The organism is Agarivorans sp. JK6, assembly GCF_045277145.1.
Taxonomy (GTDB): Bacteria; Pseudomonadota; Gammaproteobacteria; order Enterobacterales; family Celerinatantimonadaceae; genus Agarivorans; species Agarivorans albus.
On the sequence record NZ_CP113525.1, the window covers coordinates 1,164,188 to 1,190,691 of the forward strand.

26 protein-coding genes and 1 tRNA gene are annotated in these 26,504 nt (G+C 44.1%); 14 read left to right on the top strand and 13 right to left on the bottom strand.

Annotation, left to right across the window (positions count from 1 at the left end):
- The first annotated feature begins 25 nt into the window (after positions 1-25).
- The 4 genes from OV592_RS05480 to edd are packed head-to-tail and all read left to right on the top strand — an operon-like array spanning position 26 to position 5,840.
- The gene (locus tag OV592_RS05480; RefSeq protein ID WP_406610678.1) at positions 26-1,051 is read left to right on the top strand and encodes a LacI family DNA-binding transcriptional regulator; all 1,026 of its coding nucleotides are present in this window, start codon (positions 26-28) and stop codon (positions 1,049-1,051) included.
- 4 nt (positions 1,052-1,055) lie between these two features.
- Positions 1,056-3,497: a GH36-type glycosyl hydrolase domain-containing protein gene (locus tag OV592_RS05485; RefSeq protein WP_406610679.1), complete on the top strand. Its 2,442-nt coding sequence runs from the start codon at positions 1,056-1,058 to the stop codon at positions 3,495-3,497.
- Entirely contained in the window at positions 3,494-4,024 is a 531-nt protein-coding gene (locus tag OV592_RS05490; RefSeq protein WP_406610680.1) for a gluconokinase, read from the top strand. The genes OV592_RS05485 and OV592_RS05490 overlap by 4 nt, the downstream gene beginning before the upstream one ends.
- 7 nt (positions 4,025-4,031) lie before the next feature.
- Positions 4,032-5,840: a phosphogluconate dehydratase gene (edd, locus tag OV592_RS05495; RefSeq protein WP_406610681.1), complete on the top strand. Its 1,809-nt coding sequence runs from the start codon at positions 4,032-4,034 to the stop codon at positions 5,838-5,840.
- A gap of 19 nt (positions 5,841-5,859) precedes the next feature.
- Here the strand turns inward: edd and OV592_RS05500 are convergent, their stop codons facing one another.
- The 4 genes from OV592_RS05500 to OV592_RS05515 form a co-directional block, all read right to left on the bottom strand.
- Positions 5,860-6,375: a cysteine hydrolase family protein gene (locus OV592_RS05500; RefSeq protein WP_406610682.1), complete on the bottom strand. Its 516-nt coding sequence runs from the start codon at positions 6,373-6,375 to the stop codon at positions 5,860-5,862.
- 178 nt (positions 6,376-6,553) lie between these two features.
- Positions 6,554-6,727 carry a hypothetical protein gene (locus tag OV592_RS05505; RefSeq protein WP_406610683.1) on the bottom strand — a complete coding sequence of 58 codons (174 nt, stop codon included), beginning with the start codon at positions 6,725-6,727 and terminating at the stop codon, positions 6,554-6,556.
- Positions 6,728-6,862: 135 nt separating this feature from the next.
- Entirely contained in the window at positions 6,863-8,302 is a 1,440-nt protein-coding gene (locus tag OV592_RS05510; protein ID WP_406610684.1) for a peptidoglycan DD-metalloendopeptidase family protein, read from the bottom strand.
- Between the two features lie 87 nt (positions 8,303-8,389).
- On the bottom strand, positions 8,390-8,839 hold the full coding sequence (locus OV592_RS05515; RefSeq protein ID WP_016402947.1) for a Fur family transcriptional regulator: 450 nt from the start codon (positions 8,837-8,839) through the stop codon (positions 8,390-8,392).
- 422 nt (positions 8,840-9,261) lie between these two features.
- On the opposite strand from OV592_RS05515, the gene OV592_RS05520 reads away from it, so the two are divergent.
- Positions 9,262-9,337 (top strand) — tRNA-Phe (locus tag OV592_RS05520).
- A 53-nt stretch (positions 9,338-9,390) separates the two neighbouring features.
- Here the strand turns inward: OV592_RS05520 and OV592_RS05525 are convergent.
- Positions 9,391-9,969: a helix-turn-helix domain-containing protein gene (locus OV592_RS05525; RefSeq protein ID WP_220718705.1), complete on the bottom strand. Its 579-nt coding sequence runs from the start codon at positions 9,967-9,969 to the stop codon at positions 9,391-9,393.
- A gap of 122 nt (positions 9,970-10,091) precedes the next feature.
- Here OV592_RS05525 and OV592_RS05530 point away from each other — a divergent pair, with 122 nt between their 5' ends.
- The 4 genes from OV592_RS05530 (at position 10,092) to bfr (OV592_RS05545) (ending at position 13,423) form a co-directional block, all read left to right on the top strand.
- Complete coding sequence (locus OV592_RS05530) at positions 10,092-11,294, top strand: benzoate/H(+) symporter BenE family transporter (RefSeq protein WP_406610685.1); 1,203 nt, start codon at positions 10,092-10,094, stop codon at positions 11,292-11,294.
- 44 nt (positions 11,295-11,338) lie between these two features.
- Entirely contained in the window at positions 11,339-12,025 is a 687-nt protein-coding gene (gene mtgA, locus OV592_RS05535) for a monofunctional biosynthetic peptidoglycan transglycosylase (protein ID WP_406610686.1), read from the top strand.
- A 451-nt stretch (positions 12,026-12,476) separates the two neighbouring features.
- Positions 12,477-12,956 (top strand): bacterioferritin, encoded by a 480-nt coding sequence (gene bfr / locus OV592_RS05540; RefSeq protein WP_016402943.1) that lies wholly within the window; start codon positions 12,477-12,479, stop codon positions 12,954-12,956.
- A complete protein-coding gene (gene bfr / locus OV592_RS05545) occupies positions 12,956-13,423 on the top strand; it encodes a bacterioferritin (RefSeq protein ID WP_016402942.1) in 468 nt (155 codons plus the stop codon). The genes bfr (OV592_RS05540) and bfr (OV592_RS05545) overlap by 1 nt, the downstream gene beginning before the upstream one ends.
- Before the next feature lie 478 nt (positions 13,424-13,901).
- Here bfr (OV592_RS05545) and OV592_RS05550 read toward each other — a convergent pair whose 3' ends face one another.
- Positions 13,902-14,558, bottom strand: a complete 657-nt coding sequence (locus OV592_RS05550; RefSeq protein ID WP_406610687.1) for an HAD family hydrolase — start codon at positions 14,556-14,558, stop codon at positions 13,902-13,904.
- A 117-nt stretch (positions 14,559-14,675) separates the two neighbouring features.
- Entirely contained in the window at positions 14,676-16,037 is a 1,362-nt protein-coding gene (locus tag OV592_RS05555) for a pullulanase-associated domain-containing protein (protein ID WP_016402940.1), read from the bottom strand.
- A gap of 215 nt (positions 16,038-16,252) precedes the next feature.
- On the opposite strand from OV592_RS05555, the gene OV592_RS05560 reads away from it, so the two are divergent.
- Together OV592_RS05560 and OV592_RS05565 are read left to right on the top strand one after the other, a co-directional pair.
- Positions 16,253-17,293: an NADP(H)-dependent aldo-keto reductase gene (locus tag OV592_RS05560; RefSeq protein ID WP_016402939.1), complete on the top strand. Its 1,041-nt coding sequence runs from the start codon at positions 16,253-16,255 to the stop codon at positions 17,291-17,293.
- Positions 17,293-17,901, top strand: a complete 609-nt coding sequence (locus OV592_RS05565; RefSeq protein WP_406610688.1) for a uracil-DNA glycosylase family protein — start codon at positions 17,293-17,295, stop codon at positions 17,899-17,901. Before OV592_RS05560 ends, OV592_RS05565 begins: the two co-directional genes overlap by 1 nt.
- Here the strand turns inward: OV592_RS05565 and OV592_RS05570 are convergent.
- On the bottom strand, positions 17,898-18,728 hold the full coding sequence (locus tag OV592_RS05570) for an AraC family transcriptional regulator (RefSeq protein WP_406610689.1): 831 nt from the start codon (positions 18,726-18,728) through the stop codon (positions 17,898-17,900). The genes OV592_RS05565 and OV592_RS05570 overlap by 4 nt on opposite strands.
- A gap of 113 nt (positions 18,729-18,841) precedes the next feature.
- Between OV592_RS05570 and OV592_RS05575 the strand changes: the two genes are divergently transcribed.
- Positions 18,842-19,315: a YHS domain-containing (seleno)protein gene (locus OV592_RS05575; RefSeq protein ID WP_016402936.1), complete on the top strand. Its 474-nt coding sequence runs from the start codon at positions 18,842-18,844 to the stop codon at positions 19,313-19,315.
- A gap of 34 nt (positions 19,316-19,349) precedes the next feature.
- Here OV592_RS05575 and OV592_RS05580 read toward each other — a convergent pair whose 3' ends face one another.
- Entirely contained in the window at positions 19,350-19,655 is a 306-nt protein-coding gene (locus OV592_RS05580; RefSeq protein WP_016402935.1) for a 4a-hydroxytetrahydrobiopterin dehydratase, read from the bottom strand.
- Positions 19,656-19,693: 38 nt separating this feature from the next.
- The gene (locus OV592_RS05585) at positions 19,694-20,611 is read right to left on the bottom strand and encodes a hypothetical protein (RefSeq protein ID WP_406610690.1); all 918 of its coding nucleotides are present in this window, start codon (positions 20,609-20,611) and stop codon (positions 19,694-19,696) included.
- A gap of 296 nt (positions 20,612-20,907) precedes the next feature.
- On the opposite strand from OV592_RS05585, the gene OV592_RS05590 reads away from it, so the two are divergent.
- Positions 20,908-23,106, top strand: a complete 2,199-nt coding sequence (locus OV592_RS05590) for a malate synthase G (protein ID WP_406610691.1) — start codon at positions 20,908-20,910, stop codon at positions 23,104-23,106.
- 48 nt (positions 23,107-23,154) lie between these two features.
- On the opposite strand, the gene OV592_RS05595 is transcribed toward OV592_RS05590, so the two are convergent.
- On the bottom strand, positions 23,155-24,279 hold the full coding sequence (locus tag OV592_RS05595) for a DUF481 domain-containing protein (RefSeq protein ID WP_406610692.1): 1,125 nt from the start codon (positions 24,277-24,279) through the stop codon (positions 23,155-23,157).
- Between the two features lie 144 nt (positions 24,280-24,423).
- A complete protein-coding gene (locus tag OV592_RS05600) occupies positions 24,424-24,894 on the bottom strand; it encodes a WbuC family cupin fold metalloprotein (protein WP_406610693.1) in 471 nt (156 codons plus the stop codon).
- A 141-nt stretch (positions 24,895-25,035) separates the two neighbouring features.
- Here OV592_RS05600 and OV592_RS05605 point away from each other — a divergent pair, with 141 nt between their 5' ends.
- A complete protein-coding gene (locus OV592_RS05605; RefSeq protein WP_406610694.1) occupies positions 25,036-25,443 on the top strand; it encodes a GFA family protein in 408 nt (135 codons plus the stop codon).
- Between the two features lie 3 nt (positions 25,444-25,446).
- On the opposite strand, the gene OV592_RS05610 is transcribed toward OV592_RS05605, so the two are convergent.
- Positions 25,447-26,460 carry a helix-turn-helix domain-containing protein gene (locus OV592_RS05610; protein ID WP_406610695.1) on the bottom strand — a complete coding sequence of 338 codons (1,014 nt, stop codon included), beginning with the start codon at positions 26,458-26,460 and terminating at the stop codon, positions 25,447-25,449.
- Positions 26,461-26,504: the final 44 nt, after the last annotated feature.

Here is a 26,504-nt window from a genome sequence, read left to right on the forward strand (position 1 = left end):
AGGCGGGTTAGCAATATTGGAAACGATGGCAACGATTAAAGATGTGGCTAAGTTGGCGCAAGTAGGTGTGGGAACCGTTTCTCGCTGCTTAGCTGGCAAGGGCGGAGTGTCTGCCAAGGCTGAACAAAAGGTAAGCGAAGCCATGCAGCAGCTTAACTACCGGCCTAACAGCCTTGCTCGGGCTTTATCTACCCAGCGCTCCAACATTATTGGTGTTTGGTTACCCTCATTGTCTGGCCCTTTTTATCAGCACATATTACAAGCCATAGAGTTTGAGCTGCGGCTGCACGACAAACACCTAATTATTGCCAATGCTGAAGAAGCAAACAGTAATGAAGAATATTTGCAGCACTTAGACTATTTAATTAATCGTGATTGCGATGGGGTGCTGATGGTGTGCCCAGAAATCGCCATTTCAGATCTGCTAATCGCTCAAGCTAATTACCCACCGCTGGTATTTATTAATCACTCCACCGATTTATTGTCGAAGCAGTCTTTTAGTGTTGATCATTATGCAGGTGGTTGTTTGGCGGCAAACAGCTTGTTGGCGCTAGGCCATAAGAATATTGCTTGTATAAGTGGCCGTTTAAGTGCCCAAGATGCGCAGCAGCGTCAGCAAGGTTTTGTGGATGAATTGGCTCGCCAAGGCCGGCCGATTAACCCGGAATTGTGTATTGAAGGAAGCTTTGATTTTGCCACTAGCCAGTTTGCAGTACAGCAGCTACTGGATAAACAACTGCCTTTTGATGCACTGTTTTGTGGTAGCGACAAAGTAGCCTTAGTGGCTTTATCAATTTTGCAGGGGGCTGGCATAAAGGTGCCGCAGCAGGTTTCGGTATTGGGCTACGATGATGTCGATTTTGCCGCAGTTGCCTCACCACCTCTTAGCACGATTGCCATTCCCATCAAACAAATGGCGACAGCCGCTAGCAGGCAAGTACTCAATTTAGCTTACGACTTAACACTCACTATTCCCAGCGTGTCTGAGCCGCGTTTTATTGCGCGAGCGAGCTCCCAAGCATCCCCGTATCTTAAGGTTAAAGAAGGCTAAGCTTATGGCGAAGTTTATAGAAGATGGAACACGTTATCACATAGAAGACCCTTGTATTGCGCCAAACAGCGCGGCTTATTTGTGGAACAAAAAAATGATGTTGCACATGAACTGCCGTGGCTTTGCGGTTAGCCAATATATGGATCCCGAACCTCGCAAATATGCTCATGTGCCCAATTTAGCTGCGCAAAGCTTTATGCAGCCCGAGCAGCCTTATTTTAGTCATCATCCTGGGCGTTTTTTCTACTTACGAGATAATCAAACTGGAGAGATGTTTTCTGCTCCCTACGAGCCAATGAAAGTGGACTTAGACCGCTTTGCTTTTGAGCCGGGTTTGGCTGACATTCGCTGGGTGGTAGAAAAGCTTGATATAGAACTAAGCATAAGACTTAGCCTTGCAGTTGATGCCGTGCTAGAGAGCTGGCAAGTAACTCTGCGAAACCTAAGCTCGCAACGCCGAGATATTTCTTTAATACCTTATTTCCCAGTAGGTTATGCCTCGTGGATGAATATGGGCGGGCAATACGATGCTGAGCTTAATGCGATTGTTTGCAGTAGTGTTACCCCCTACCAAAAAGTAACTGATTATTTCAAAAATCAGCACTTCAAAGATCTTACCTTTATGTCTGCCAGCCGACTGCCAGATTTTTATGAAGTTTCACAACAGGCTTTTGAAGGAGAGGGTGGTTTACATAACCCCAGTGCTTTGCAGCAAGGTGGAAACTTAAATAATGGCGAAGCGCATTATGAACTGCCAGCGGCGATTATGCAGTTTCAATACAATTTACCGGCCAATGGCAGCGATGTGCTTAATCTTAGTTTTGGGCCGGCTAAAGATAAGGCCGAGATTAAGAGACTCAATCAGCAGTATTTGTACGCCGAGCTAGAGCCCCAACGCCAAGCTAGCGACGCCTATTTTGCTCAAGCCAAAGGTTGTATTGCAATAGAGACGCCCGATCAGCAGTTTAATCACTTTGTTAATCATTGGCTGCCTAGGCAGGTGTTTTATCATGGTGATAGTCAGCGTTTAACGACCGATCCTCAAACCCGTAACTTCCTGCAAGATGCCATGGGCATGGTTTACCTCAAACCAGAAGCTTGTAAACAGGCATTGCTAACCGCACTTAAACAGCAAAAGTTCTCTGGTGAGATGCCCGACGGCATTTTATTAAGCGAACAGGCGGAGCTTAAGTACATTAACCAAGTGCCGCATACCGACCATCCGGTTTGGCTCGCCATTGTGTTAAACGCCTATCTTCAAGAAACCAACGACTATAGCTTGCTAAAACTTAGGCTTTGTTGGGCAGATAACCCACTCGAGCAAAGTGTATTTGAGCATGTGAGCAAGGCGATGCAATTTTTGTGTGAGGCCAAAGATGAACGCGGTTTGCCTTACATCGCCCAGGGGGATTGGTGCGACCCAATGAACATGGTGGGCTATCAAGGCAAGGGCGTGTCGGGTTGGTTGGCCGAAGCCATTTCTTATGCTTTGCAACTGTGGGTGCCAGTGTGTGAGCACCTAGGCGAAGCCGCTTTAGCTCAAGCCTTTAGCCAATATGCAGAACAATTGAATCAGCGCATTAATCACTATTTTTGGGATGGCGCATGGTATGGGCGCGGCATTACCGATGCTGGCAAGTTATTTGGCATAAGCAGCGATAAGGAAGGGCGAATATTTCTTAATGCCCAGAGCTGGGCAATGTTATGTGGAGCTGCAAGCGGTGAGCAAAAAACACAGATGCTTCAGGCCATTGATGAACAGTTAGACACGCCGTTTGGCGTAATGATGAGTGCGCCTGCCTTTACCGAAATGCGCGACGATGTTGGTCGAGTTACTCAAAAGTGGCCGGGCAGTGCCGAAAATGGCTCGGTGTATAACCATGCAGCAGCGTTTTACGCGGCTTCTTTGTATGCCAGTGACGAAGGGGAGCGGGCATTTAATGTATTACGCAAAATGCTGCCAAGCAATGCCGCAGACGAATTGAAAGTGCGTGGGCAATTGCCAATTTATTTACCTAACTATTATCGCGGCGCTTATTACCAATACCCACGCACTGCTGGGCGCTCTAGTAACTTGTTTAATACTGGTACTTGCGCTTGGTACTACCAATTAGTGGTTGAGCAGCTGTTTGGCCTACGTGGTACGCCACAGGGCTTGCTGCTTCGGCCGCAACTGCCAAGTGATTGGCAAAAAGCCTCGGTGGTTCGAGAGTTTAGAGGGGCAAGCTTTGAAATCCAATACCAACAAGTTAGAGGAGGCAGTGCCAAGCCTATAAGTGCAAAACAGCTATTGAGTGCTGATGAAGCTAAGCTCACCATTACTCAGCAGGCCGATGGTAAATTGCTGCTTAGTGGTTTTGTGGCTGGCGAGCGGTATCAGATAAGGGTAATACAGGCGCTAGAAGACAAGGCCAGCCAAGCCGTTGCTGAGAGTGCCTTAGTATGAATGCTGATCAGGGTATGGTTTATTACGTTATGGGGGTTTCCGGCTGCGGCAAATCTAGCATTGGTGAGGGGCTGGCAAACTACCTGCAAGCTGAGTTTATTGACGGAGATACGCTACACCCTCAAAGCAACATAGAAAAGATGCGCAGTGGTCTTGCACTAAATGATGAGGATCGTAAGCCTTGGCTGGCGAGCATAGTGGCTAAAGCTGATGCTATTAGCCAGCAACGAAATACGGTAGTCATTGTTTGTTCTGCCTTAAAGAAATCTTACCGAGATCTATTGCGCCAAGTAAGCAGCAAAGTGGTGTTTATCTACTTAAAAGGTGAACAAACTCTTATTCAGCAAAGGCTAGAGCGGCGCAGTAATCACTTTATGCCGCAGCACTTATTAGCTAGCCAATTTGCCACCTTAGAGGCCCCTTCTTCTGCCGAAGCTGATGTTATTCCGATTGAAATTGACGCTAACCTAGAGCAGGTACTAGCACGTTGTATTAATAGCATTAGTCGCAAGCCCGCGCTTAATTGAGGTTGAAATGAATCCTACTATCAAACACGTTACCCAAAACATTATTGCACGCAGCCAAGGCTTACGCAGCGCTTATGTTCAAAGAATGGAGAAGCAAGCAGAGCAGGGGAACGCAAGGGCGCATCTAAGCTGCGGCAACTTAGCCCATGCCATTGCTGCCTGTGGTCAGCAACAAAAAGACCGTTTGCTAGATTTTACCAAAGTAAATCTGGCTATTATTACTGCCTACAACGATATGTTAAGTGCTCATCAGCCCTACGCTCAATACCCTCAGTTGATTCAGCAAAAAATGGCTGAACTTGGCCATAGCGCGCAAGTTGCTGGTGGAGTGCCTGCGATGTGTGATGGCGTTACTCAAGGCCAAGAGGGCATGGATTTATCGCTGTATTCACGCGACCTTATTGCCCAAAGCACTGCCATTGGTTTGAGCCATCAAGGGTTTGATGCCTGCGTCTTATTAGGGGTTTGCGACAAAATTGCCCCAGGGCAGTTAATGGGAGCTTTGTCTTTTGGCCATTTGCCAACTGCTTTTATGCCCAGCGGGCCAATGCCAAGTGGTATTAGCAATGATGAAAAGGTGGCGGTTCGCCAACAGCATGCAGCCGGAGAAGTGGACAAAGCGGCGCTACAGCAGATGGAAAACAAAGCCTACCATGCGCCCGGCACCTGCACTTTTTATGGTACTGCCAATACTAATCAGCTGGTATTTGAAACCATGGGTTTAATGCTACCGGGTAGCGCCTTTGTTAATGTGAATACCGCACTTAGAGACAAGCTTAATCAACATTTACTTAGTCACATGGTGGGAATTACTCGCGGAGGCTCAGCTTATCGCCCGCTCTATCAAGTTATCGATGAGAGAGCCATTGTGAATGGTTTAGTGGCTTTGTTGGCTTCTGGAGGCAGCACTAATCACACCTTACATATGATAGCGATTGCCCGTTGTGCCGGCATTATCATTAATTGGGATGATTTTGCGCTGCTTGCCGAGGTAGTGCCGCAACTTTCTAGTATGTACCCTAATGGCCCAGCAGATATTAATGCCTTTGAGCAAGCTGGTGGAGTGCCCTGTTTGCTGCGTTTGTTAGCGCAACGAGATTTGCTGCATATGGATGCCACTACTCTCTATGGAAAGCTAAGTGATGACTTACAGTCACCTGTTTTAGTAGGCGAAGAGCTAAAGTGGGGGCCAGCACTGGCCAGCAACAATAACCATGTGATTGCAGCAGACGGCAAACAGTTTAATCGCAGTGGCGGCTTGCAGGTATTAAGCGGCAACTTGGGGCGGGCTGTAATAAAAACCAGTGCAGTTAAGGCTGAGCATCAAGTTATTTGTGCGCCAGCTAAAGTATTTGATTGTCAGCACAAAGTGGTAGAAGCGTATCAACAAGGTAAGCTTGACCAAGACATTGTAGTAGTTGTGCGTTACAACGGGCCAGCAGCCAATGGAATGCCAGAGCTACATAAATTGATGCCAGTTTTGGGTAACTTGCAAAAACAAGGTTTTAAGGTGGCACTGCTTACCGATGGTCGCTTGTCGGGCGCATCAGGCAAAATTCCTGCCGCGTTGCATCTAAGTCCAGAAACGGCCAAAGGCGGTTTGCTGGCCAAAGTACAAGACGGTGACATGATCTACTTAGATGCGATTAAAGGACGCATCGACTGCCAAGTCAGCGAGCAAGAACTACTGCAACGAGAGCCTGTCGCCGACAGCAAAACCAAACAAGATGAGGGTTGTGGCAGAGAGCTATTTAATCCCTTTAGGCGTTTGGTCGGCAGCGCCGAAAGCGGCGCCACCATATTATTTGATGACTAAGTCTTCACGTAGCCGCAACTTAAAAAGCTTGCTCAAGGCTTAATAGTGGAACCCGGGTAGACAAGGCATGTAAGGCAATGTTGTGTAGCATTTCATCTACCGTGGTGCAGCAGTCCGCCAAAATGGATACTTCATAAGCCTCGGTTGCTTTCGATAAGGCTGTGTGAGTAATACAGTTTTGGGTCATCATGCCGCACATTAGCAGCTTATCTATGCCTTGTTGTTGTAGGTAACTATTAAGTTCGGTTTGCTCGAAACTGTCGGCAAATCTTTTCACTATCACTTTGCCTTGTGGAGCTGCCGCTAAGATCTCTGGGTGAATGTCTGAGCCGTTTGAGCCTTGATTGAAAAACGGGGCGAGCCCCATTTCTGGGTCGGCAATGTGTTGAATATGAATAAGCTCCATCTGTTGTTCTGTAGCCTTTGCTATCGCAAATTGAATGTTCTGCAAGCATTTTGAGGTATTCCAAAGCGGGTATTTGCCTTCAGGGAAATAGTCATTTTGTAGATCAATGATTAACAGGGCAGTGGTCATAATTGTTAGCCTTTTAATATAATTGCGTTTAATCAGTGAGGCTATTATCGGATTGGTGCTGGTTGGCTAACAGAGTCATAAGTGACAACTATGAGGGTAAAACTGACATTGTGAGAAGTGTTAATAAGGAACAGTAGGCACCACTGTTTTACCAAAACCTAGCATGTTTAGTGTTGAGCTAGCTATTATCCTTGCTAGTTAATATTGGATGGGTGTTGTGGCTTTCTGGCAAATCAGTTTGCGAAGAAAACAATGATGAATTTAGCGCCACACCTTTGTGTAATTGGCTGGCAATAGAGATTGAGAGCAACACTGGAACAAGCAGCAAGAACACCAATGTAAGTCGGTTCATAAAATACCCCTAACAAGCTGTACATGTTATTAGACCGCGAATAGCCTCTTTTGATTGCCAGCAATTTGTAATAAAACGTAAAGAAAAGTAAAACGGACCAACTTAGGTCCGTTTTTAAAGGGGAAGCGAAGTGGTTTAGCCTGCCGCAATCAATTCATTCATAGTGCTAACCAGCTGGTCGAACTCGGCACGCTCTTGCTTATCAATGGCAGAGGCGAGGGGGATTTTGGCGGTCATTGGGTTAACCGCTCGGCCATTAATGTGGAACTCGTAATGCAGGTGGGGTCCCGTTGAGCGGCCGGTATTGCCTGAGTCTGCTATCACTTGGCCACGAGTGACACGTTGCCCTTTGCGAACTTTAAATTTGTTTAAATGTAGGTAACGTGAGCGATATTTACCGCCGTGTTGAATCACGATGTATTTACCCGCATAAGGGTGATTTTCGACTCGTGTTACTACGCCATCACCTGCGGCCAATACCGGGGTGCCAATGGCAATGCCAAAATCGGCACCATTGTGTGGAGAGATACGTCCGGTAATAGGGTGCTTACGACGTGGATTAAAGCCAGAGGTGACCCGGTGAGCCCCTTTAAGTGGCACTCGCATAAAGGCGCGCGCTAAGCTTTCGCCATCTTTGTCATAGTAGTTGCCATTGCTAAACAAATACGCACTGTATTCGTTGCCTCGGTTAAAAATACGCACTGCACTAATTTCACTTTGACCGGTGAGTTCGTCATCGATGTATTGGCGATTACGTACAACTTGGAATACATCGCCCGCTCTAAAGTCACGAGAAAAACGCAGTTTGTCTTTAAACATTTGCGCTACTTGCTCTACTTCACTTGGGCTTAAGCCGGCTTTTCGGGCTGATACGTAAAAGCTACCTTCAATGGTGCCTGCTATGGCTTGCTTCTGCCATTGCCCTTCAATATTAATGGTTTCGTATTCGAAGCTGCTTGCATCTACACGCTTAAAGATGATTTTTTGCGCTGGATTAAAGGCAAGTTGTAGGGCCATTAACTGTTGTTGGTCGTGGTCGATGGTAAAGGTAAGATCATGACCAGGACTTAAGGTATCTAAAGCTAGTACCGAAATATCCGCCTCTAGTACTTGATACATCGTGGTTTGGTCGATGTTAAAGCGGGTGAAAATTTTACCTAGAGTATCGCCCTTCTCAATAGTGTATTGATAGCTGCGTTCGCCTCCAACCTCAGCTTGTTCAGGCTCTGTTTTTGCAGCAGTGAGTGTCGGCTCGTTGGTGTTTTGCTTCGCCACAACTGGCGATTCAGCTGCTTGTCTAAACTGCTCGGCACTGGGCTCATCTTGGGTATTCTGCTTTACTATATCGATGGCTTCATTGGAGCGACTAGCCAGACTAAAAGTGATGCCATCGGACTCTGACTTAAAGTCGTTTTGCGGCAGTTCGATGAGCTGGCGGCTGTTGGTACTTACTTGTTTGGAGCTAGGCCAAATACTGGCAATGCCTACGAGTACACCGCAGGCAATAATGAGCTGCCAATGTTTGTTGGGAAGCCTGCTAGGGCGACCAAACAAACGAGTTTTACTGTTAAACATACAATCTTTTACCTAATGAACGCTGTCTTAACGCAGCTGTTATTGTATTAATACTAGTGAGCGACTTTTGCTGGTTCGTGGTGCTATTCACGACACTTGCCCTTGTTGGCAACCAGAGCAAAGCCCTTGGAATTCGTAACTTTGCGAATGCAATTTAAAGCCTTGCTGTCCGGCAAACTGGTCCAATTCAATTTTTAATGATTCAGACAAGCCTATTTGAGTGACAGATTTACAGTCGGTGCAAATAAGCAAGGGTTGTGGAGTAAATGGGGCATGCTGGTGGCCAATGATGTAACGGCTACTTGATTCAATATGCTGAATGAAGTGATATTGCAGTAAAAAATCTAAAGCGCGATATACCGTTGGAGGCTTGGTATTTTGTTGCTGTTGTTGCAGCTTAGCCAAAATATCGTAAGCGCTAAGTGCTTGTTGATGTTGATGAAGAATAGCCAACACTGCTGCACGATTTGGCGTGAACTTAAGCTTATTTTGGCTACAGTAGTCACTGACACGTTGTATATAATTGGCTGTAGACATGCTTTACCGAAATAGAACTTAGCTGATGAGCGAAATACACCCACAAAATTTGAGCGTTACATTATAACAATCACTGCTTATAGGCAAGCCTTGCAAGGTCAAGTATCGACATTGCCATGGTTTTTTATGTCTTATTTAAGTGATTGTAAATAAAGCGCTAAATTCTGTCGTTGATTGGCGACAGGTTAAAATGTGCTGCTTTAAGTGATTATGCCGTCTGCTATTGCTGTTTACTTAAAAGAGTGAAGACATGTAAATACGAGTAATTTAACGCGATTGATTAGCGCTGAAGCTGCTGTAGATAAAGGCTCCACTAAAAGTGCTGATTTTTTATTTAGTTTGCTCGCTTTGTAAGCACTCGAACCTTAATTGCGAAAAAGCGGTTGACTTGTTTCGGCTAAAAACGTTTAATAGCCGCCGTTGCCCGGATAGCTCAGTCGGTAGAGCAGAGGATTGAAAATCCTCGTGTCGGTGGTTCGATTCCGCCTCCGGGCACCATCTTTAAAAAGCCTGCTAAATTTAGCAGGCTTTTTTCGTTTCAAGCCTTGCGTTTAGTTCTGCTGAGATTTATTGCGAGAATAGTGAATTAAGCAATGAAACACCGCCGCTTGCTTGTTTAAGTTTCTGTAGCCGTGTGGTTTATCGCCGGCAAAGCGCAACGCTTGTCCTTGGCTGAGTTTATTCCATTGCCCGTTAGCTAAAACTTCCATCTCCCCACTGGTCACAATGACATGTTCACTCACTCCAGCTTCGTGGGGCTCAGATACTCGCTGATAGTTCTCTAACAAGGTGAGTTCGTACATCTCAAAGCCATACTTTTCATCGTAAGGGAATAAAATTGCTACGAGCATGTCATCGCTGGCGGGTTGTTGGCGAAGTTGATCTGCGCTGCGAATTTCTGGCTGAGCTTGTTCTGCAAGTTCTGGCTCTAAAAAGGTTGATAAGGAAGTATTAAAGCCTCCTGCTATTTTCCACAATGTGGCAATAGTGGGGCTAGATTCACCACGTTCTATTTGTCCTAACATGGCTTTACTCACACCGGTTTGTTTGGCTGCGGTGTCTAAACTCCACTGTTTGTCTTTACGCTGTTGTTTGAGCGCTGCAGCGAGATATTGATTTAAGGCCAGCAAAATAACCTACTTGTTGAAAAAATAGTCTTGTACGTTATAGCGCACAAGTGCTAGGCTTGTCCAGTGCGTGCGTTATAGCGCACGGTGTGAGTGGGAGTTTACAGTTAAGTCAAGGAGTAGCTATGCGTGACTGGTTTGTTTTATCTCGAGTGTCGGCTGGTTTTATCGCAGTATTAGTAGGCTATACCAGCTCAGCCGTTATTGTGTTTCAAGCTGCTGCTTCGGCAGGAGCAAGCGAACAGCAAATTGGTTCGTGGTTGTGGGCTTTAGGTATTGGGATGGGAGCGACGAGCATCGGCTTTTCTTGGTATCACAAAAAGCCGATTCTTACTGCTTGGTCTACGCCTGGCGCAGCGCTACTAGTGACTAGCTTATCTGGGCTCTCGGTTAATCAAGCGATTGGTGCGTTTTTGTTTAGCTCGCTATTAATAACTTTAGTGGGTTTAAGTGGGTTGATGGATAAGTTGATCCGTTGGATCCCTCAATCAGTGGCCTCCGCGATGTTAGCTGGAGTGCTATTGCAATTTAGTTTGCAGTTGTTTCAATCACTAGAGAGCCAATTGGTATTGGTATCCAGTATGGTGGCTTGCTACCTAATCGGCAAATTGTATGTCCCTCGCTACGTTATGCTGATTACCTTACTGGTAGGCATTACAGCAGCTTTTTACTTGGGTTTACTGGAGTTATCGTCGGTGACTTTAGAGCTAGCTATGCCGGTGTGGATTAGCCCAGCGTTCTCATGGCAAGCAATCTTGGGTGTAGGTTTGCCTTTGTTTGTGGTCACCATGGCCTCACAAAATATGCCTGGTATTGCTGCCTTGCATGGCAACGGATATCGGCCTGCAATTTCTCCACTGATATCTTGGACAGGCGTCGCCGGGATACTGCTAGCGCCATTTGGAGGTTTTGCTTTTAACTTGGCGGCCATTACTGCTGCAATTTGCATGGGCAAAGAGGCCGATGAAGATCCCACAAAACGCTACTATGCCTCGATATGGGCCGGAGTGTTTTATTTACTGGTGGGCTTGATGGGAACAACGGTGGTGAGTTTGTTTGCCGCTTTTCCTCAAGAGTTGGTGGTGGCTATCGCTGGTTTAGCGCTGATTAGTACCATCGCAAACAGTTTATCAACTGCTTTAACCTGTACAAAGGGGAGAGAGGCGGCCGCCATTACTTTTTTGGTAACCGCTTCATCGGTCAACTTGTTTGGCATTGCCAGCGCGTTTTGGGGCCTAAGTTTAGGTTTGATCGTGCAATACCTTTTTTCTCGCAATGAAGCCACCGGAATAGTTAAAGAGACTAGAGAAGCTAGCAATAAAGCCTAGCTTATCTTAAGGTTGAAGCATCACAAATATGATTGTTTACGTCGTTGATTAAACGTTTTTTGCTCTATTTACTAAAAGGCTTTCTGCTACTTGCTCTGTTTGCTGAGTTAATGGTGTTAGCTTTACGTTGGATCGACCCGCCAATTTGGTCTTGGCGTATACACCGTGCTTGGTTCCCCCCTGTTTCTTACCCTGAGCAAATACAGCACCAATGGATACCGTTAGCTAATATCAACAAATCAATGCCTTTGGCGGTGGTTGCCGCTGAAGATCAGCGGTTTTTGTCGCACTATGGCGTAGACTTTTTAGCTATCTGGAAAGCGTATAAGAGCAATCAACAAGGTGGGCGATTAAGGGGCGGTAGTACTATTACACAACAAACAGCCAAAAATCTGTGGTTGTGGCCTAGTCAGAGTTATTGGCGAAAGGCAGTAGAGGCTGGCTTTGCTGGTTTGCTGGAGTTGAACCTACCGAAATCCAGAATCATCGAGATTTACTTAAATATTGCTGAGTTTGGTCCTGGTATTTACGGCGTAGAGGCCGCTAGTCAGCATTACTTCGCTTTGTCTTCATCACAACTTAGTGCTCATCAAGCGGCAAGCTTGGCAGCCTTGCTGCCAAGTCCATATCGTTACTCACTAAACCCCAACAGTGCATTTATGAGCCAGCGAATCTCGTGGATTCGCCAGCAAATGCGCCAATTAGGATCTTTAGAGTTGAGCCGCCATTAGTTTACGCATGACTAAAGTGCTGCTTGGAAAAGGTCTATAGCGAATTGAGATGACAGCTTTAGACAAAGCAAAATGACAAATACAGAGATTGCGATAAGGCTAGCTTTTGAGAGTGTTTTTAAGAATCCAAAGAACATAGTGACCTCACTTGTGTTTAGCCATCCCTGGAGTTTGATTCAATGTAATTATACTAAATGTTGAGTAAACACTGAATTTTAGAAGTTGTTTTAGATCAATATTGACTGCTGTTTTTTTAAACAATCACTAAAGAGTGTGATCGGTAAATCGATTTTAATTTTGGTCACTTAATCGCACACTAAATTTAAATATTAATGATAATGGTTGTCATTCTTTTTATCGTAAGTTAATGAAATGTAAATATATTATGCAGCGAGCTTAGTTAGGGTGTATACTTTTTCGATACCTCAAATTGGCAGCTTGGAGCGCAGTAATGAAAGCCGAACCAAATATAATTGCTTTGTTAAATAAGGTGTTAGTTTCAGAACTTACTTCGATTAACCAGTATTTTTTACATGCCAGAATGTATAAAAACTGGGGTTTTGATGCGCTGAATGAGCGTAACTATAAAAAATCGATTAAGGATATGAAGCAAGCCGACAAATTAATGGAGCGAGTTTTGTTCCTAGAAGGTTTACCTCATGCCCACATGTTGGGTGTATTGCGCATTGGGGAGTCGACCGAGGAAATGCTGCAATGTGATATGGACTTCCAGCTAGAGCAGTTGCCAATCATTAAACAAGCTATTGCCGAGTGTGAACTAGCTAAAGACTTCGTTAGTCGAGATTTGTTAGAAGAAATCTTAGATTACGAAGAAGATCACATTGATTGGATTGAAACTCAACAATATCAAATTGAAAAAATGGGCCTAGAAAACTATTTAGCTGCTCAAATTACCGAAGGAGATGACTAATGAAAGGTAATAATGAAGTCATTGATGTGCTAAACCGCCTGTTGATGAATGAACTAACGGCAATGGATCAGTACTTTATCCATTCACGCATGTATGAAGACTGGGGCCTAAATAAGTTATACGAGCGCATCGACCACGAGTTTGATGATGAGAAAGGTCACGCCTCATTGCTTATTCAACGTATTTTGTTCTTAGAAGGTACTCCAGACTTAAGTAAACGTGAGCCTTTGCGTATTGGTAGTGATGTACCAAGCATGCTTGAGAATGACTTAAAAGTTGAGTACGAAGTTGATGCCTTACTAAAAGAAGCGATGGCCCTATGCGAGCTTAAGCAAGATTACGTAACACGTAACATGTTGCAAACCCTGATTGATGATACCGAGATGGATCACGCTTATTGGTTAGAGCAGCAGTTAGGCTTAATTAAGAAAATTGGCTTAGAGAATTACCTACAAAGCCAAATGTAAAAGTTGTGCTCAACAGATATAAAAACGAGAGCTATTGCTCTCGTTTTTTGTTTTATACCAATCACACTAAGTAGGTGTTCAATAAAACGCAGGAAAAATACTCGAGAATAAGGCAAGATTTTTCGATAAGTAGTTATTCTACAATCAAAAATTCTAACGCAGTTATCGAGTATTTTAACCAGATAGAGTGAACTGTTACTTAGGGTCTGTTGGTCTTTGGTGTTGAAATTTTGTTCGAGATAAGCGGGCTTTAATCGCGGCGAGCACTTAGAAGCCTAGTGGGCTAAGCAAGAAGTGCTTAACAAAGAGTAAAGTTCGCTTATCCGAACCTTTCGGGCAGCATTTCTTAGCCATTTATCCAGCGTTAGCGAGTGATTATTAAGCCCACTTAACTGCACACTCACTGCCTTGCCTAAATGGCAAATAAATTACTGCAAAAACCATCAGCAAAGATCAACAGACCCTAGTACGATTGGTATTAGTTGAGCTGCCAGCTAAATTGCGTCCAATTCCGCTCTAAAGCGAGCTGTTTAAGCTTGGGGCAGGGGTTAACCGTGTATGCGTTGTCTGCGTACTCTAGTAAGGGCTGGTCGTTAATTGAGTCAGAATAAAAGCTGATTGATGAGTATTGCCTTGATTGATCAGTAAGCCATTGCTCAAGCCGTGTGACTTTACCTTCTCGAAAGCTAGCAACACCTTGTATTTGTTCTGTGTACTTTCCCTGCTCGGCATGTAAATCAACGCCTAAATGATGTTCAACACCTAGTAATTGCGCAACCTGGTTAACGATAAAGCTAACTGTAGCAGAGATTATTAGTACTTCATGGCTTTGCTTTAACTGAGAGATTAATGCTTGGCCTTGTGGGTAGACAATACGATTAACCTGCTGGCGAACAAACTGACTTACTAAACGGTCAACTTGCTCACCACTAAGGTGTTTTATCGGAGTCAAACTGAAAGATATGTATTGCTCTAAGGCTAGCTCGCCTAAAGCATATTGCTGCATCATTGCAGCGTCTTGCTCAAGAAAACCTGCTTGGGTAACCACTCCTTCCTGTACTAGAAATTGATGCCATAGTACGCCGCTGTCGCCAGCGATCAGTGTTTCATCTAAATCGAATATATGTAGTTCCACAAAGGCCTCTTTCACGAGTGAACGACTAAAGACGATGCTAAGGAAAACTGAAGGATAGCTCAATGGCTAAATTTTATTGAGGGTAAAGAAAAGGCCAGCTGAGCTGGCCTTGTTATTTTATGCAGTATCTTTTTTGAGATTCTCTGGTAAGCCATCTGGTACTGGCGCCCAACTGCGTTGTTGCGCTTCACCGTGAAGTACCTTGCGTAGCTTCTCGTTAGCAGCTGCAGCGTAAATTTTCTCAGTTTTGATTTCTTCTTCTTTACGTTTAAGCGCATCTTCCATATCTAACTGAAGATCTTTGTAACGCTTGCTGGTTGCCAAGAAGACTAGACCAATTAATACCACTAGCACCGCAACTACCGCGCCGAATAACCACCAAGCAATGCCTGATTCTTGGGCTTGGCCGGCATTTTCCGAGCGTTGTACAAGTTCTACAATATGAGCACTTAACTTGTTGTTGTCTGCTCGTAGCTCATCTCGTTGCGTTTGCATTTGGTTAAACTGCTCTTGCAACTGTTTTTGTTGCTCAGAGTTACCGGTGTTTTCAGCAATGGTTTTCTGTAACCCAAGCACTTGCTCGTTAACGCCAGCAAGTTGTTTTTCAAGCTGCTGATTTCGCTCTAACAACTGAGCTTCGGCATTGCTGCTACCAGCCTGTTCAACTTGCGCATATAAGCTTTGGTTAGACGCAGTTAATGTGCGGTTTTCGTTGCTTATTTTGTCGTTAAGTTGCAGTAAGGCTTGGTAGTCAATCAACTTGCTGTTTAAGTCGTTTTGTAAACGCTGGTTGATTTTTTGAGTATCGTTTAGCGCAGACTGAAGCTTGTTAATAGTCTTATTCTTTTTGCTTAAATCGTTCTTAAGCAAATTCAAAGTACGCGTCATTTCTGGGCTTGGGCCTGTACTCTTCGCAACCGGTTTTGGCGTAGGTTTAGGCTTAGCTGCTACCTTGGCTGTAGTGGTTGTTGCTTTAGCTTTAGGCACTGGCGGTGGCAGTACTGCTTTAGGCTTAGCTGAAGTAGTTGTGGTTTTTGCCGTTTGCGTTGTAGCGCTTTTAGCAAACTGTCTTGGCACGCCGGTGTATATCTTCGGATCTTTTTCTACAATCCAAATCTCTAAACCATGCTTGCTTTTGATCCACTTCCATTCTTCAACGTTCATATGGTGAAGTTCACCATTAGTTAACGTGTATGAGAATTGTTTAGCATCTTTACGTACAGGGATCGTAAAGGCTACACCGAAGTCGTCAAACTTGCTCGGCATTAACGGGTCGCCAGGGGTGGTGCCTTTACGCAAACGGAAGTCGGTTCTAGCACCAACTTGTTTGCCATTCACCATTTCTTCACCGGCCCAGATATGTAAACCCCAACCATCATAGTTGTTATTAATGCTCTTGTAGTGAACAGTTACGCTATCTGCACTGGCAACTGTACTAATACACCAGAAAAGTAATATAAATATGGATGCTCTTTGCACAATTACTCCATTAACTTGTTTAAGTCGCATGAACCCATAATAACTAAAAAAACATTAAAGAAGTAGCAACTAGATCACCAATATGGTGTTAAATTTTAAAGAAAAATAGACTTAGCTCCAATTGCTGCAGGTTTTTGCAGTAAAAATGTCCAGTTTTTGCTGCTAATTGTTTTTTACGTCAAAAAGAAATTGTCTGACCTTATGAGGATTGCATGATGAAATATCGTCAATTAGGAGAGTCAAATTTACGAGTAAGCGAAATTTGCTTAGGAACAATGACTTGGGGAGAGCAAAACTCTCGTGATCAGGCTTTTGATCAACTTGATTACGCTTTGGCGCATGGGGTTAATTTTATTGATACAGCTGAAATGTACCCGGTGCCACCTCAACAAAGTACCCAAGGTGACACCGAGACTATCATTGGTGACTACTTAACACGGCGAAAATGCAGAGACGAGCTGATATTAGCCTCAAAGGTTGCTGCGCCTTCTAAATCAGATCGCGGTGGTTACATCCGCCAAGATATGCGGCTTACATGGAATGGTATTCATCAAGCACTAGAAGACTCTTTAAATCGATTACAAACCGATTACCTTGATCTTTATCAGGTGCATTGGCCAGATCGTGCTACCAACTTTTTTGGCCAGTTAAACTATCAGCATCAAGAAGGCGCTGATCAAACACCTATTATAGAAACACTTGAAGCCTTAGCTGATCTTGTGAATTCGGGAAAGGTTCGCTACCTGGGGATCTCTAATGAAACACCATGGGGAGCAATGCGTTATGTTCATCTAGCAGAGAAGCATAACTTGCCGAAGATCGTCTCGATCCAGAACCCTTACAATTTGCTTAATCGTAGTTTTGAAGTTGCCTTAGCGGAAGTGTCGCACCGCGAGAATATTCCTTTATTAGCTTATTCCCCATTAGCATTTGGTGCACTAACTGGGAAGTATTTGAATGATCAATGGCCCGAAGGTGCACGACTCACCTTATATAAGCGTTTTGCTCGCTATGGCGCAGAAGCTCAACAAGCGATTCAGCATTATGTCGATTTAGCGCGTGAATTTGAATTAAGTCCTGCCCAGTTAGCCTTGGCATTTGTCAATCAGCGTAGCTTTGTGGGAGCCAATATTATTGGTGCCACCAACCTTGAACAGCTCAAAGAAAATCTGAGTAGTACTAAAGTGTTAATGTCTGATCAGTTGGAGCAGCGAATTCAAGAGTTGGGTGATAAATTTAGGATACCTTGTCCCTAATGCGTGAATCTATGATCAAAGAAGATCGTTCTGAAAGCTTTAGGCAATTACTAGAGCAGGTAAGTGCTTGTCGTTTGTGTGAGAAACAGCTTGAGCCACGCCCAGTGGTGCAGGCTAGTGTTCACTCAAAGATATTGATTATTGGCCAGGCTCCTGGAATAAAAGTGCACAAAAGTGGCGTGCCTTGGGATGACGCCAGTGGTAAGCGTTTAAGACAATGGTTGGGGCTAGAACCAGAGACATTTTATGATGCAGAAACGGTGGCTATTGTACCTTCGGCTTTTTGTTACCCTGGTAAAGGCAAGCAGGGAGACTTGCCGCCACCAAAACTGTGTTTTGATACTTGGCATCAACAAATCATTGAGCAACTCAATAAGGTTGAGCTTACTTTGTTAATTGGCCAATACGCCCAAGCTCTTTATTTGCCCACAGATACAAAAACTACGCTAAGCGAAAATGTTGGTAATTATCAGGATTACGCGGCCCAAGGTATATGGCCTTTACCTCATCCTTCACCGCGCAATCGCCATTGGTTTGCTAAGCATCCATGGTTTGAGCAAGACTTAGTACCTAAACTGCAAAACCAGATCAAGCAGTTATTAACCTAGTTGCTAGAGCTACGCTCATCTAACCATTGTTTAGGAGACATATTCGTGTTGGCTCTAAATGCTCGAGTGAAGCCAGATACACTTTGATAACCCACTTCCGAAGCAACCCAAGTAATTGATTTTCCACGCTTTAGCAGCTGTTTGGCTTGGTTGATTTTCCATTCCACTAAATAGTCGCCAGGCGAACAGCCGATAGTCTGCTTAAAGCTTTCAATAAAACTAGTGCGCGACATAGCAGCTTGTTCTGCTAGCCATTCAACTGAGTGCTCGAAAGCCGTTTGCTTATGTAAAGCTGCTAAGGCTAGCGATAGTTTGGGGTGCAATAAGCCGGCAATTAAGCCGGAGTGTTTGTTTTGTTGGTTAATACTGTGGCGTAGTAATAAGGTGACGAGAACTTCCACCAACTTGTCCATTATCACTAACGAGCCCTGATCAGTCTCAAAGGCTTCGCTAAAGAGCAACTCTATAGTACGGGCAAATTGAGCATGTTGACTAAGCGATAGCACAATTTGCTCTGGCAAGGCATTCGCTAGCGCACTGTGATTGGCATTGTCATATCGAATAGTGGCACATACTAGCTCTGCTGGCTGTTGCTCATCCACAATAAGTCGATGGGCTTGCGGTTGGGGGAAAAAAATTAAACTTGGTGCAACTACATTTAACAGTTGCTGCTTGCTTTGAATACTTAATCTGCCGGATCGCAATACATGAATGTGTCCAACGAGCTCATCACCTGTAGCAACATCAGATAAGCCACATAATTGCCCTGAATAAAAAACACCAGCGCTGATTGAAAACTGTCTGAGTAGGCTAGAAAGTTGGTCCATTTTAGTTATTCCGTACTTTTTGCACTAATTGCTGAACGATTGTATCCCAACAGACCGGAGCTAGCCGTTAATGTTTCATTGTCGTTTAGCACACTATTATTTGGAGAATGAAAATGAACACACTAAAAGCAATTATTCGTACCAGCGCACTTGCCACTTCCCTAGCTGTTAGTAGCTTTAGCTTTGCTGCCGATGTGGGTATGAGCGTAGACGCCAATGATTTAGCCATTAAGGGCTATGATCCAGTTGCCTACTTTGTCAGTGGTCAGCCAACCCAAGGTAACAATAGCTATACCGCCACTCATAATAATGCTATCTACCATTTTGCATCAGCAGACAATCGTGATGCTTTTAAAGCTGACCCTGCTAAATACGCACCTCAATACGGTGGTTATTGTGCTTTTGGCGTAGCCATGGAAAAGAAGTTTGATACTGACCCAACAGCATGGAAAATTGTTGATGGGAAGCTTTACCTTAACCTTGATAAAAAGGTTCAACAGCGTTGGTTAGAAAACACCGGTGAATTGATTGTGGACGCCAACCAGAATTGGCCAGAAATAAAAGCCGTAGATGCCGCTAAGCTTTAATTGCATCTATCTCTATCTCATCAATTAGGACTGCCTACTTGGTGAGATAGTATTGTTGATACAAGTCTTCGATAAGTGTGGCCAGCTTAAAGTCACGTTCGCTTACTCCGCCTAATTCGTGGGTGGTTAATGAAATATCTACCTTGTTATAGCAGTTGGACCAATCGGGATGATGGTTTTGCTGCTCGGCGTAATCAGCTACTCTTCCCATAAACTCAAAGGCTTGTACAAAGTTTTTAAACCGATAAGAGTTTACGATAAAGTTATTTTGGTACTGCCAACTCGGTAGGTGTTTTAAGGCTAAGTGAATAGCTGGTTGGCTTAGTGCATGCTCACTCATAATTACCTCTAACTTGTTTGATTACCTATAAGATTAGTTTAGCGAGAGCGTGAAGTCAGTTTTACTAGCATTGGCAACAAATACACGGGTAGCTGAATCGCCCCCATATAAATCATGTATTCAATCCCTAAAAAGCTACCGGTAATACTATAGGTGAGCAAAACATTACGATTAGTGGCAGTTACCCCGCTAATTATAGCGAGCTCTTTACCTTTATTGAGGTACAACAAAAAGCTGGCGACAAAGGCAATGAAACACGCTGCACTGGCAATTGCCAAATATTCTAACGCAACAGCTGGGCTGGTGTCATACACTTCGCGAAATGCTCCCATTAGACCCAAAGGGAAAAAAAACACCAATACTATGGTTACCGGCCGGATCTGAATAAGTGCCTTGTCGATCAGTTGTTGCTTGAGCAGTTTGTGCAGTAACAAACTGATAATAATAGGTAATATGATGAAAATTGCTAAACGTTGGCCATAAACCTGCATGTCTAATTGTAATTGCTGGTTATGACTAAAGTGGCTAAACAGATGACTATTAAGCAGTAATACGCCAGGCATTAATAAGGTAGAGGCAATTGTCATGGCCATACAGCGTTGAGCATCTAAGCCTATCGAGCGAACAATCGCGGGGCTGGCGAACAGAGAGCCAGTAGCGCAAGTGGCTGCAATGGCTAAATAGAGTTGGCTACTAACATTGAAAAACCAAGCAATTAGCATGATCAAAGCGGTTAAACCAAGCGTATGCCAAATTGCATAAAGCCAAATTGATGTTTGCGCTAAGTCTTTAACTAAGGTTTTGATGTTCAAACTTACGATGGTAAATAACATTAAAGCAAACAGTACCGCCGGTAAAAAAGGCAGTAAGGCATTAGAGAAGTTAGGCAGCGCAAAGCCGATGAAAACACAGCTGGCTAATAGCTGAGTAGAGTAGCGAGTGATAAACCTTAGCAAGTCCTTGCCCCATTTTGGTTATACGCTGTGCTAGCGCGGTGTTATTTACAGATTGAAACGCAAGTTAGAAACAGATTCAAACAAGTGTTTGAAAAATACTAGCAAAGAGATGTATGATTGCAAATGCTACATTTGGCCAATTGTTATTCATGGGCCGAGTATGGGATGCTAATCTGAAATCTATTGCGCGTCGAGTTACTCGTCGGGCTTGCAACACTGTTAAGGGTAACATGAACCAATTAGCGAAGTTTCAACTTCGTTAACTACATAATAACTATAAAATAAAGGAACGTTTGATGAGTAAACCGACTAATAACGCATCTAGCTATCATCAGCTGGAACACTACCAAGTATCGAATTTGCTTTATCAGTTTATTAATCAGGATGTTTTGCCAAACTCAGGTGTTGAGCAAGACGGCTTTTGGTCTGGGCTAGAAGCCTATTTAGATCACTTCATTACTAAAAACCAAGATTTGTTGGCCAGGCGTGATAGCTTACAAAGCCAAATTGACCAATGGCATCAGCAGCATCCAGCCCCCTTCGATACCCAAGCTTACCAGCAGTTTCTACAAGATATTAATTATCTGGTTAAAGCGCCTGAGCAAGTTAGCCTTGCTACATCAAAAGTAGACCGTGAGCTAGCTCTATTAGCAGGCCCACAGTTAGTGGTACCGGTAATGAATGCTCGCTATGCATTAAATGCCGCTAATGCTCGCTGGGGTAGTTTGTATGATGCGCTCTATGGTACCGATGTGATTGAGCAAAGTGGTGAGCTTGCCCCTGGCTCTGCCTATAACCCTGCGCGTGGAGAAGCGGTTATTGCTTATGGCCGCACATTACTTGATAAACATTGTCCCTTGGCTCATGGCAGCCATGCTGATGCTACCAAATACAGTGTGCTTTCTGGCGGTTTATTGGTTGGTCTTAAAGACGGTTCAAACACCACCTTGGAAGAATCCTCTCACCTTGCAGGCTACCAAGGAGATGCTGAGCAGCCTTCGGCGATTTTATTGCAACACCATGGGCTACATATTGAAATCCAGTTTGATGAAGAACACCAAATTGGCGCGCAAGACAGTGCCAATGTAAAAGACATTGTATTGGAGTCTGCACTTACCACCATTATGGATTGTGAAGACTCTATTGCCGCAGTAGACGCCGAAGATAAAGTGGAAGTTTACAAAAACTGGTTAGGTTTAATGTGCGGAACATTGAATGAAAGCTTAACCAAAAACGGCAAACAGATTACTCGCGAGTTAGCGCCTAATCGCCAATACATTAATACTCAAGGCCACGGCTTTAGCTTAAGTGGACGCTCGTTAATGTTTGTGCGCAATGTGGGCCATCTGATGACCAACAACCTAATGTTGGACGCCAAGGGCAATGAAGTTCCAGAAGGTTTACTTGACGCTGTGTTTACCAGCCTCATCGCTAAACATGACTTGCTTGGAAATAGCCCTTATCGCAACTCCCGCGAAGGGTCGATTTACATTGTTAAACCTAAGATGCATGGCCCCGAAGAGGTTGCTTTTAGTAATCAAATTTTTGCAGCCGTTGAAGAGCTTATCGGTCTTACAGCTAACACCATTAAATTGGGCATAATGGATGAAGAACGTCGCACCAGTGTTAATTTAAAAGCGTGTATAGCAGAAGCTCATCAGCGAGTGGTGTTTATTAACACTGGTTTCTTAGATAGAACTGGGGATGAAATTCACACTAGCATGGCTGCCGGCGCTATGGTGCCAAAAGGTGATATAAAAGAAAGTGTGTGGATTAAAGCGTATGAACTAAACAACGTTCAAGCCGGCCTTGCTTGTGGTTTGCACGGCAAAGCACAAATAGGTAAAGGCATGTGGGCCATGCCCGAGATGATGGCAGCTATGATGCAAGCTAAACAAGCCCACCCAGAAAGCGGCGCTAGCACGGCCTGGGTTCCTTCACCCACTGCGGCAACACTGCATGCGATGCATTATCACCAGGTAAATGTATCGAGTATTCAACATCAACTATTAGAGGCGCTAAGTAATGATGATCAGCGTTACTTAGATGACTTATTAACGCCGCCATTAGCGGCTGATACAGCTTGGACTGAGCAGCAACTTATTGCAGAACTAGATAACAACATCCAAGGTATTCTTGGTTACGTTGTTCGCTGGGTAGAGCAGGGGGTTGGCTGTTCTAAGGTGCCAGATATTAATGGCGTAGGTTTAATGGAAGATCGCGCTACCTTGCGTATATCTAGTCAGCACGTGGCAAACTGGTTAAAACACAATATTGTGAGTGAAGAGCTAGTGAAGCAGCGTTTTGAAGTGATTGCCGCATTGGTCGATGAACAAAACAGTGGCGACCCAGCCTATCTGAATATGGCAGGAAATGTCGCTACTAGTTGTGCCTATCAAGCCGCCCTAGATCTGGTGTTTAAAGGTTGTGAGCAACCTAGTGGTTATACCGAACCCCTATTACACGCATGGCGTCGAGAGTTTAAGTCCCGATAGGGTAAAAAATTTTCATTGTTAACAAGCACCTTAATAGGTGCTTTTTTATTAAAAATCTAGGCCAATACCAATCACTAGGCGATAGTCATTTTTTTCCGGGGTTATGTCGTCTGAGTCTGCTGTGGGAGACTCGGTGTAATCCCAAATAAAGTCGATGTCTAAATCTAGATCGTCGGTAATATCAATGGCTAGATTAAGTAGGTTGTGGTGTTGGTAACCACCGGTCTTTTTCTGCGACAAGGTCATTTGGTAGTCATGGGTAAATTCAATGTCTTTGGTGATGTCTATTTCGAAATTAGAGCCAAAAGACAAACCCATACTGCTTTCTTTGTTAGAACTGCCTTCGGTAACTTCTTCAAAACGGGTTTGCTGCCATGAAGGACCAACAGACAACTCCCATTTTTTGTCATCATCGTCCACTGCGATATAACCCACTTGCGAGGCCAATTGGCTTTGCAGTTTTATATTCTTTAATGGTGCGTGATAGAAATCGGCCAATATAGGGCGAAAGAACCAATCGTGGTGTTTATATAAATCATGAGAAAGGGTAACGCGGTGATTGCGCGCGGTGGTTTCATCATTTGATTCTGAAATCACCCCAAGATAAGTAATAATTGTGCGATTAAGTGCCGTTTTTCGTTCACTATTTAGTTTGCCGTTTATCTCTAGGGTATTGGTATTCCCGCTGGCAACATTGGCGCTTAAGGTCGCTTTGTTCTCCCAGCGATCGGCTTCTCGTTCGGCTACTCTATACACCGATATAACGTCTTGGCGCGAGGCATAATGAGTGTCTTTGCCAATGATGGTCACGCCATCTTTATCTACCATTAAACGGCCACGTACTACCCCTAAGCCGCGCAAATTTACTTGAAACCATTTGGCAGTGCGTAGCCGTTGAATATCGTCAATATCAATGTTTAGATCGTCTAACTCATCGCTATCGAATAGCACTTCTTTTTGATAAAGCTCTTCTAAATCGCCTTGAATAACTTCACCAGAATCTAATTGAATCCAGTCTTTGTCGTCATCCAAATCTAGTGCACTAAAGTAGTCTTGTTGAAATTGTTCGCTTATTGAGTTGGGCGTCTGCTCGGCCTCGGGAGCAGAGGTTTCAGCAGCTAAGGCTAGGCTATGGCTAGAGCTTATTAACAATACAACAACTAAAAGGCGCATTAAGTGGTGGCTGCTCCATCAGACATTTAATGACAGTATTTTGATATTAGCGGCTTTTTAAGCAATACGGAATAAACGCTTGAGAATACAAGGTGTTTTGTTTAGCCAAGTACACTTTATACTCAGCTAAACATAGCAAATTGCTTACTTCACTTGAGCACTGCGCATCCACTCGCGATACTCATCTGCTCTGTCTTCTCCTTCAGCTGGAGACCAAGGCGCAAAATCTTCTGCGGGTGTGGGCACATAGGCACCTTCTTTTATCTCTAGGCCGACTGTTCCAGCTTGCATACAAGCATATCCATGCCAAACATTGGGTGGAACTTCGATAGCTCGGTTGGTTTCTGGGGACAAACTATAGCGCTCGGTAACTTCGCCTTGCTCATTAAATATTAGTAAGTCGAGTTGTCCTTTTAGCACTAAAAATAGCTCCCATTTGTGGGCTTCACTATGGCGGTGCGGACGCATATAGGTATTGGGCTCTGTAGCAATAAACAAGCGTTGCACACCAGCGTCTAAGGTTTCGTGTAAATTGTGATGGCTGCGTTGGCGTGGCGCTGCTTTAGCCTTGTCGCTAAAGTCTGAAAAGTCCTTGTTGTTGATGATCTTCAACATTAACTAAAGTCCTATAAATGAGCGTATTCGATTAAGTCATGGTTATAAGTCCAGATGGTGGCATATTTTTGCTGACTCAACAAACGCGGATTATCAGTGTAAGGTGATAATTCATTCCCACTATTGGTTAAGGAATTCGCTATGAGCAAAATGACAGGGCGTTGCTTATGTGGAAAAGTGAGCTATCAAGTTGAGCAACTTGAGCCTCGAATGGGGCATTGTCATTGCAGTATGTGCAGAAAGTTTCATGGGGCTGCCTTTGCAACCTATGGTGAAGCTAAAACCGAGAACTTTCGCTGGACAAGCGGTTTGGAATACTTAAAGAAATTCACTGCTGAGAATGGCACTGTAAGGCAATTTTGCAGCGAGTGTGGCTCAAGCTTAAGCTTTGCACCCGCCAATGATGATGGCCGTTTTATAGAGTTTAGCTTGGCTACTCTCGATACTGACATAAAGCTAAAACCAGACGCACATATCTTTGTAGCTTATAAAGCTAACTGGTTCGATATTTGCGATAACTTGCCGCAGCACCAAGAAGGGCGTGAATAGCGCTTATATTTTTGCCTTAATTTTCTGTAAATATTGGTAAGGAGTCATGCCGCGAAGGCGTTTAAAAGCTCGGCAAAAACTTTGTTCGTTGCTGTAGGATAAACGCTGGGAAATATCGCTAATGTCATAGCCTTTAAACAGATACTGTACCGCTTCGTTACATAATACGTTGGCTGTCATGGCTGAAAAATTCCAGCCATGAGCAGATAAGCGGCGTTGTAATTGCTGACGTGATATGCCTAGACCATCAGCCAGAAAGTCTACGTTTGGGCGTCCGTAATAGCGGGAAAAGTTTATTAGCGAATACAGTGACTTAACCATATCGTGGGGCTGGGGAATATTAATATATTCATCAAGCTGGGCATCACTTAAACGTAGAGGCCCATGTTTTTGCCATTGGCTTTTATCGTCTAAATGAGTGACCGAAGCATTCACCCATACTTCGGTTTGGGCACTGCTCAGCTTAACTTTACAGCCAAAAAATGTTTCTAGGCGATTACGATCGGTAGCGGGCCCGGTTAACGAAACTTGTAGGGGCGAGAAGTCATTCCCTAGGTAATAGCGCAACATATTTACCATCATAATTGCCATACGCAGGCTATCATGCAGGCGCGCTTGGTGGCTTGCATAGGGATTACTGTAGGTCCATTTCACAATATTTCCCGATTGTAATCCGCTTAAAGAGCAGCCAGATTGGAGCAGTGAACAGCCATAGTTAACTCGGCGAAACGTCACTACAAAATCGGGAGTGTAATATACCCATTTGTTAAATAGTTGAACATTCTCAAAGCGAATATAAGGAGATAGCTTAAGCATAAATAAGGGGTCTTGGCTTAAGTGCTCAGCGCGTTCAATCCAATGATTGGCGAAGTTTAAGGGAATGAGAGAAAGTGGTTCTTCGAGCAAGGCTTTAGGAATGCCAAGATCATCGGGCTTAATCGAAAACTCAAGGTATAAGCCATCGAGTAAGGGTTTAACAAAATTAAGCCGAATAAAACCAATATCAAACTCTTTCATCACCACTCGCTATTTATTTTCACACTTTGAATCAAATATTGTTC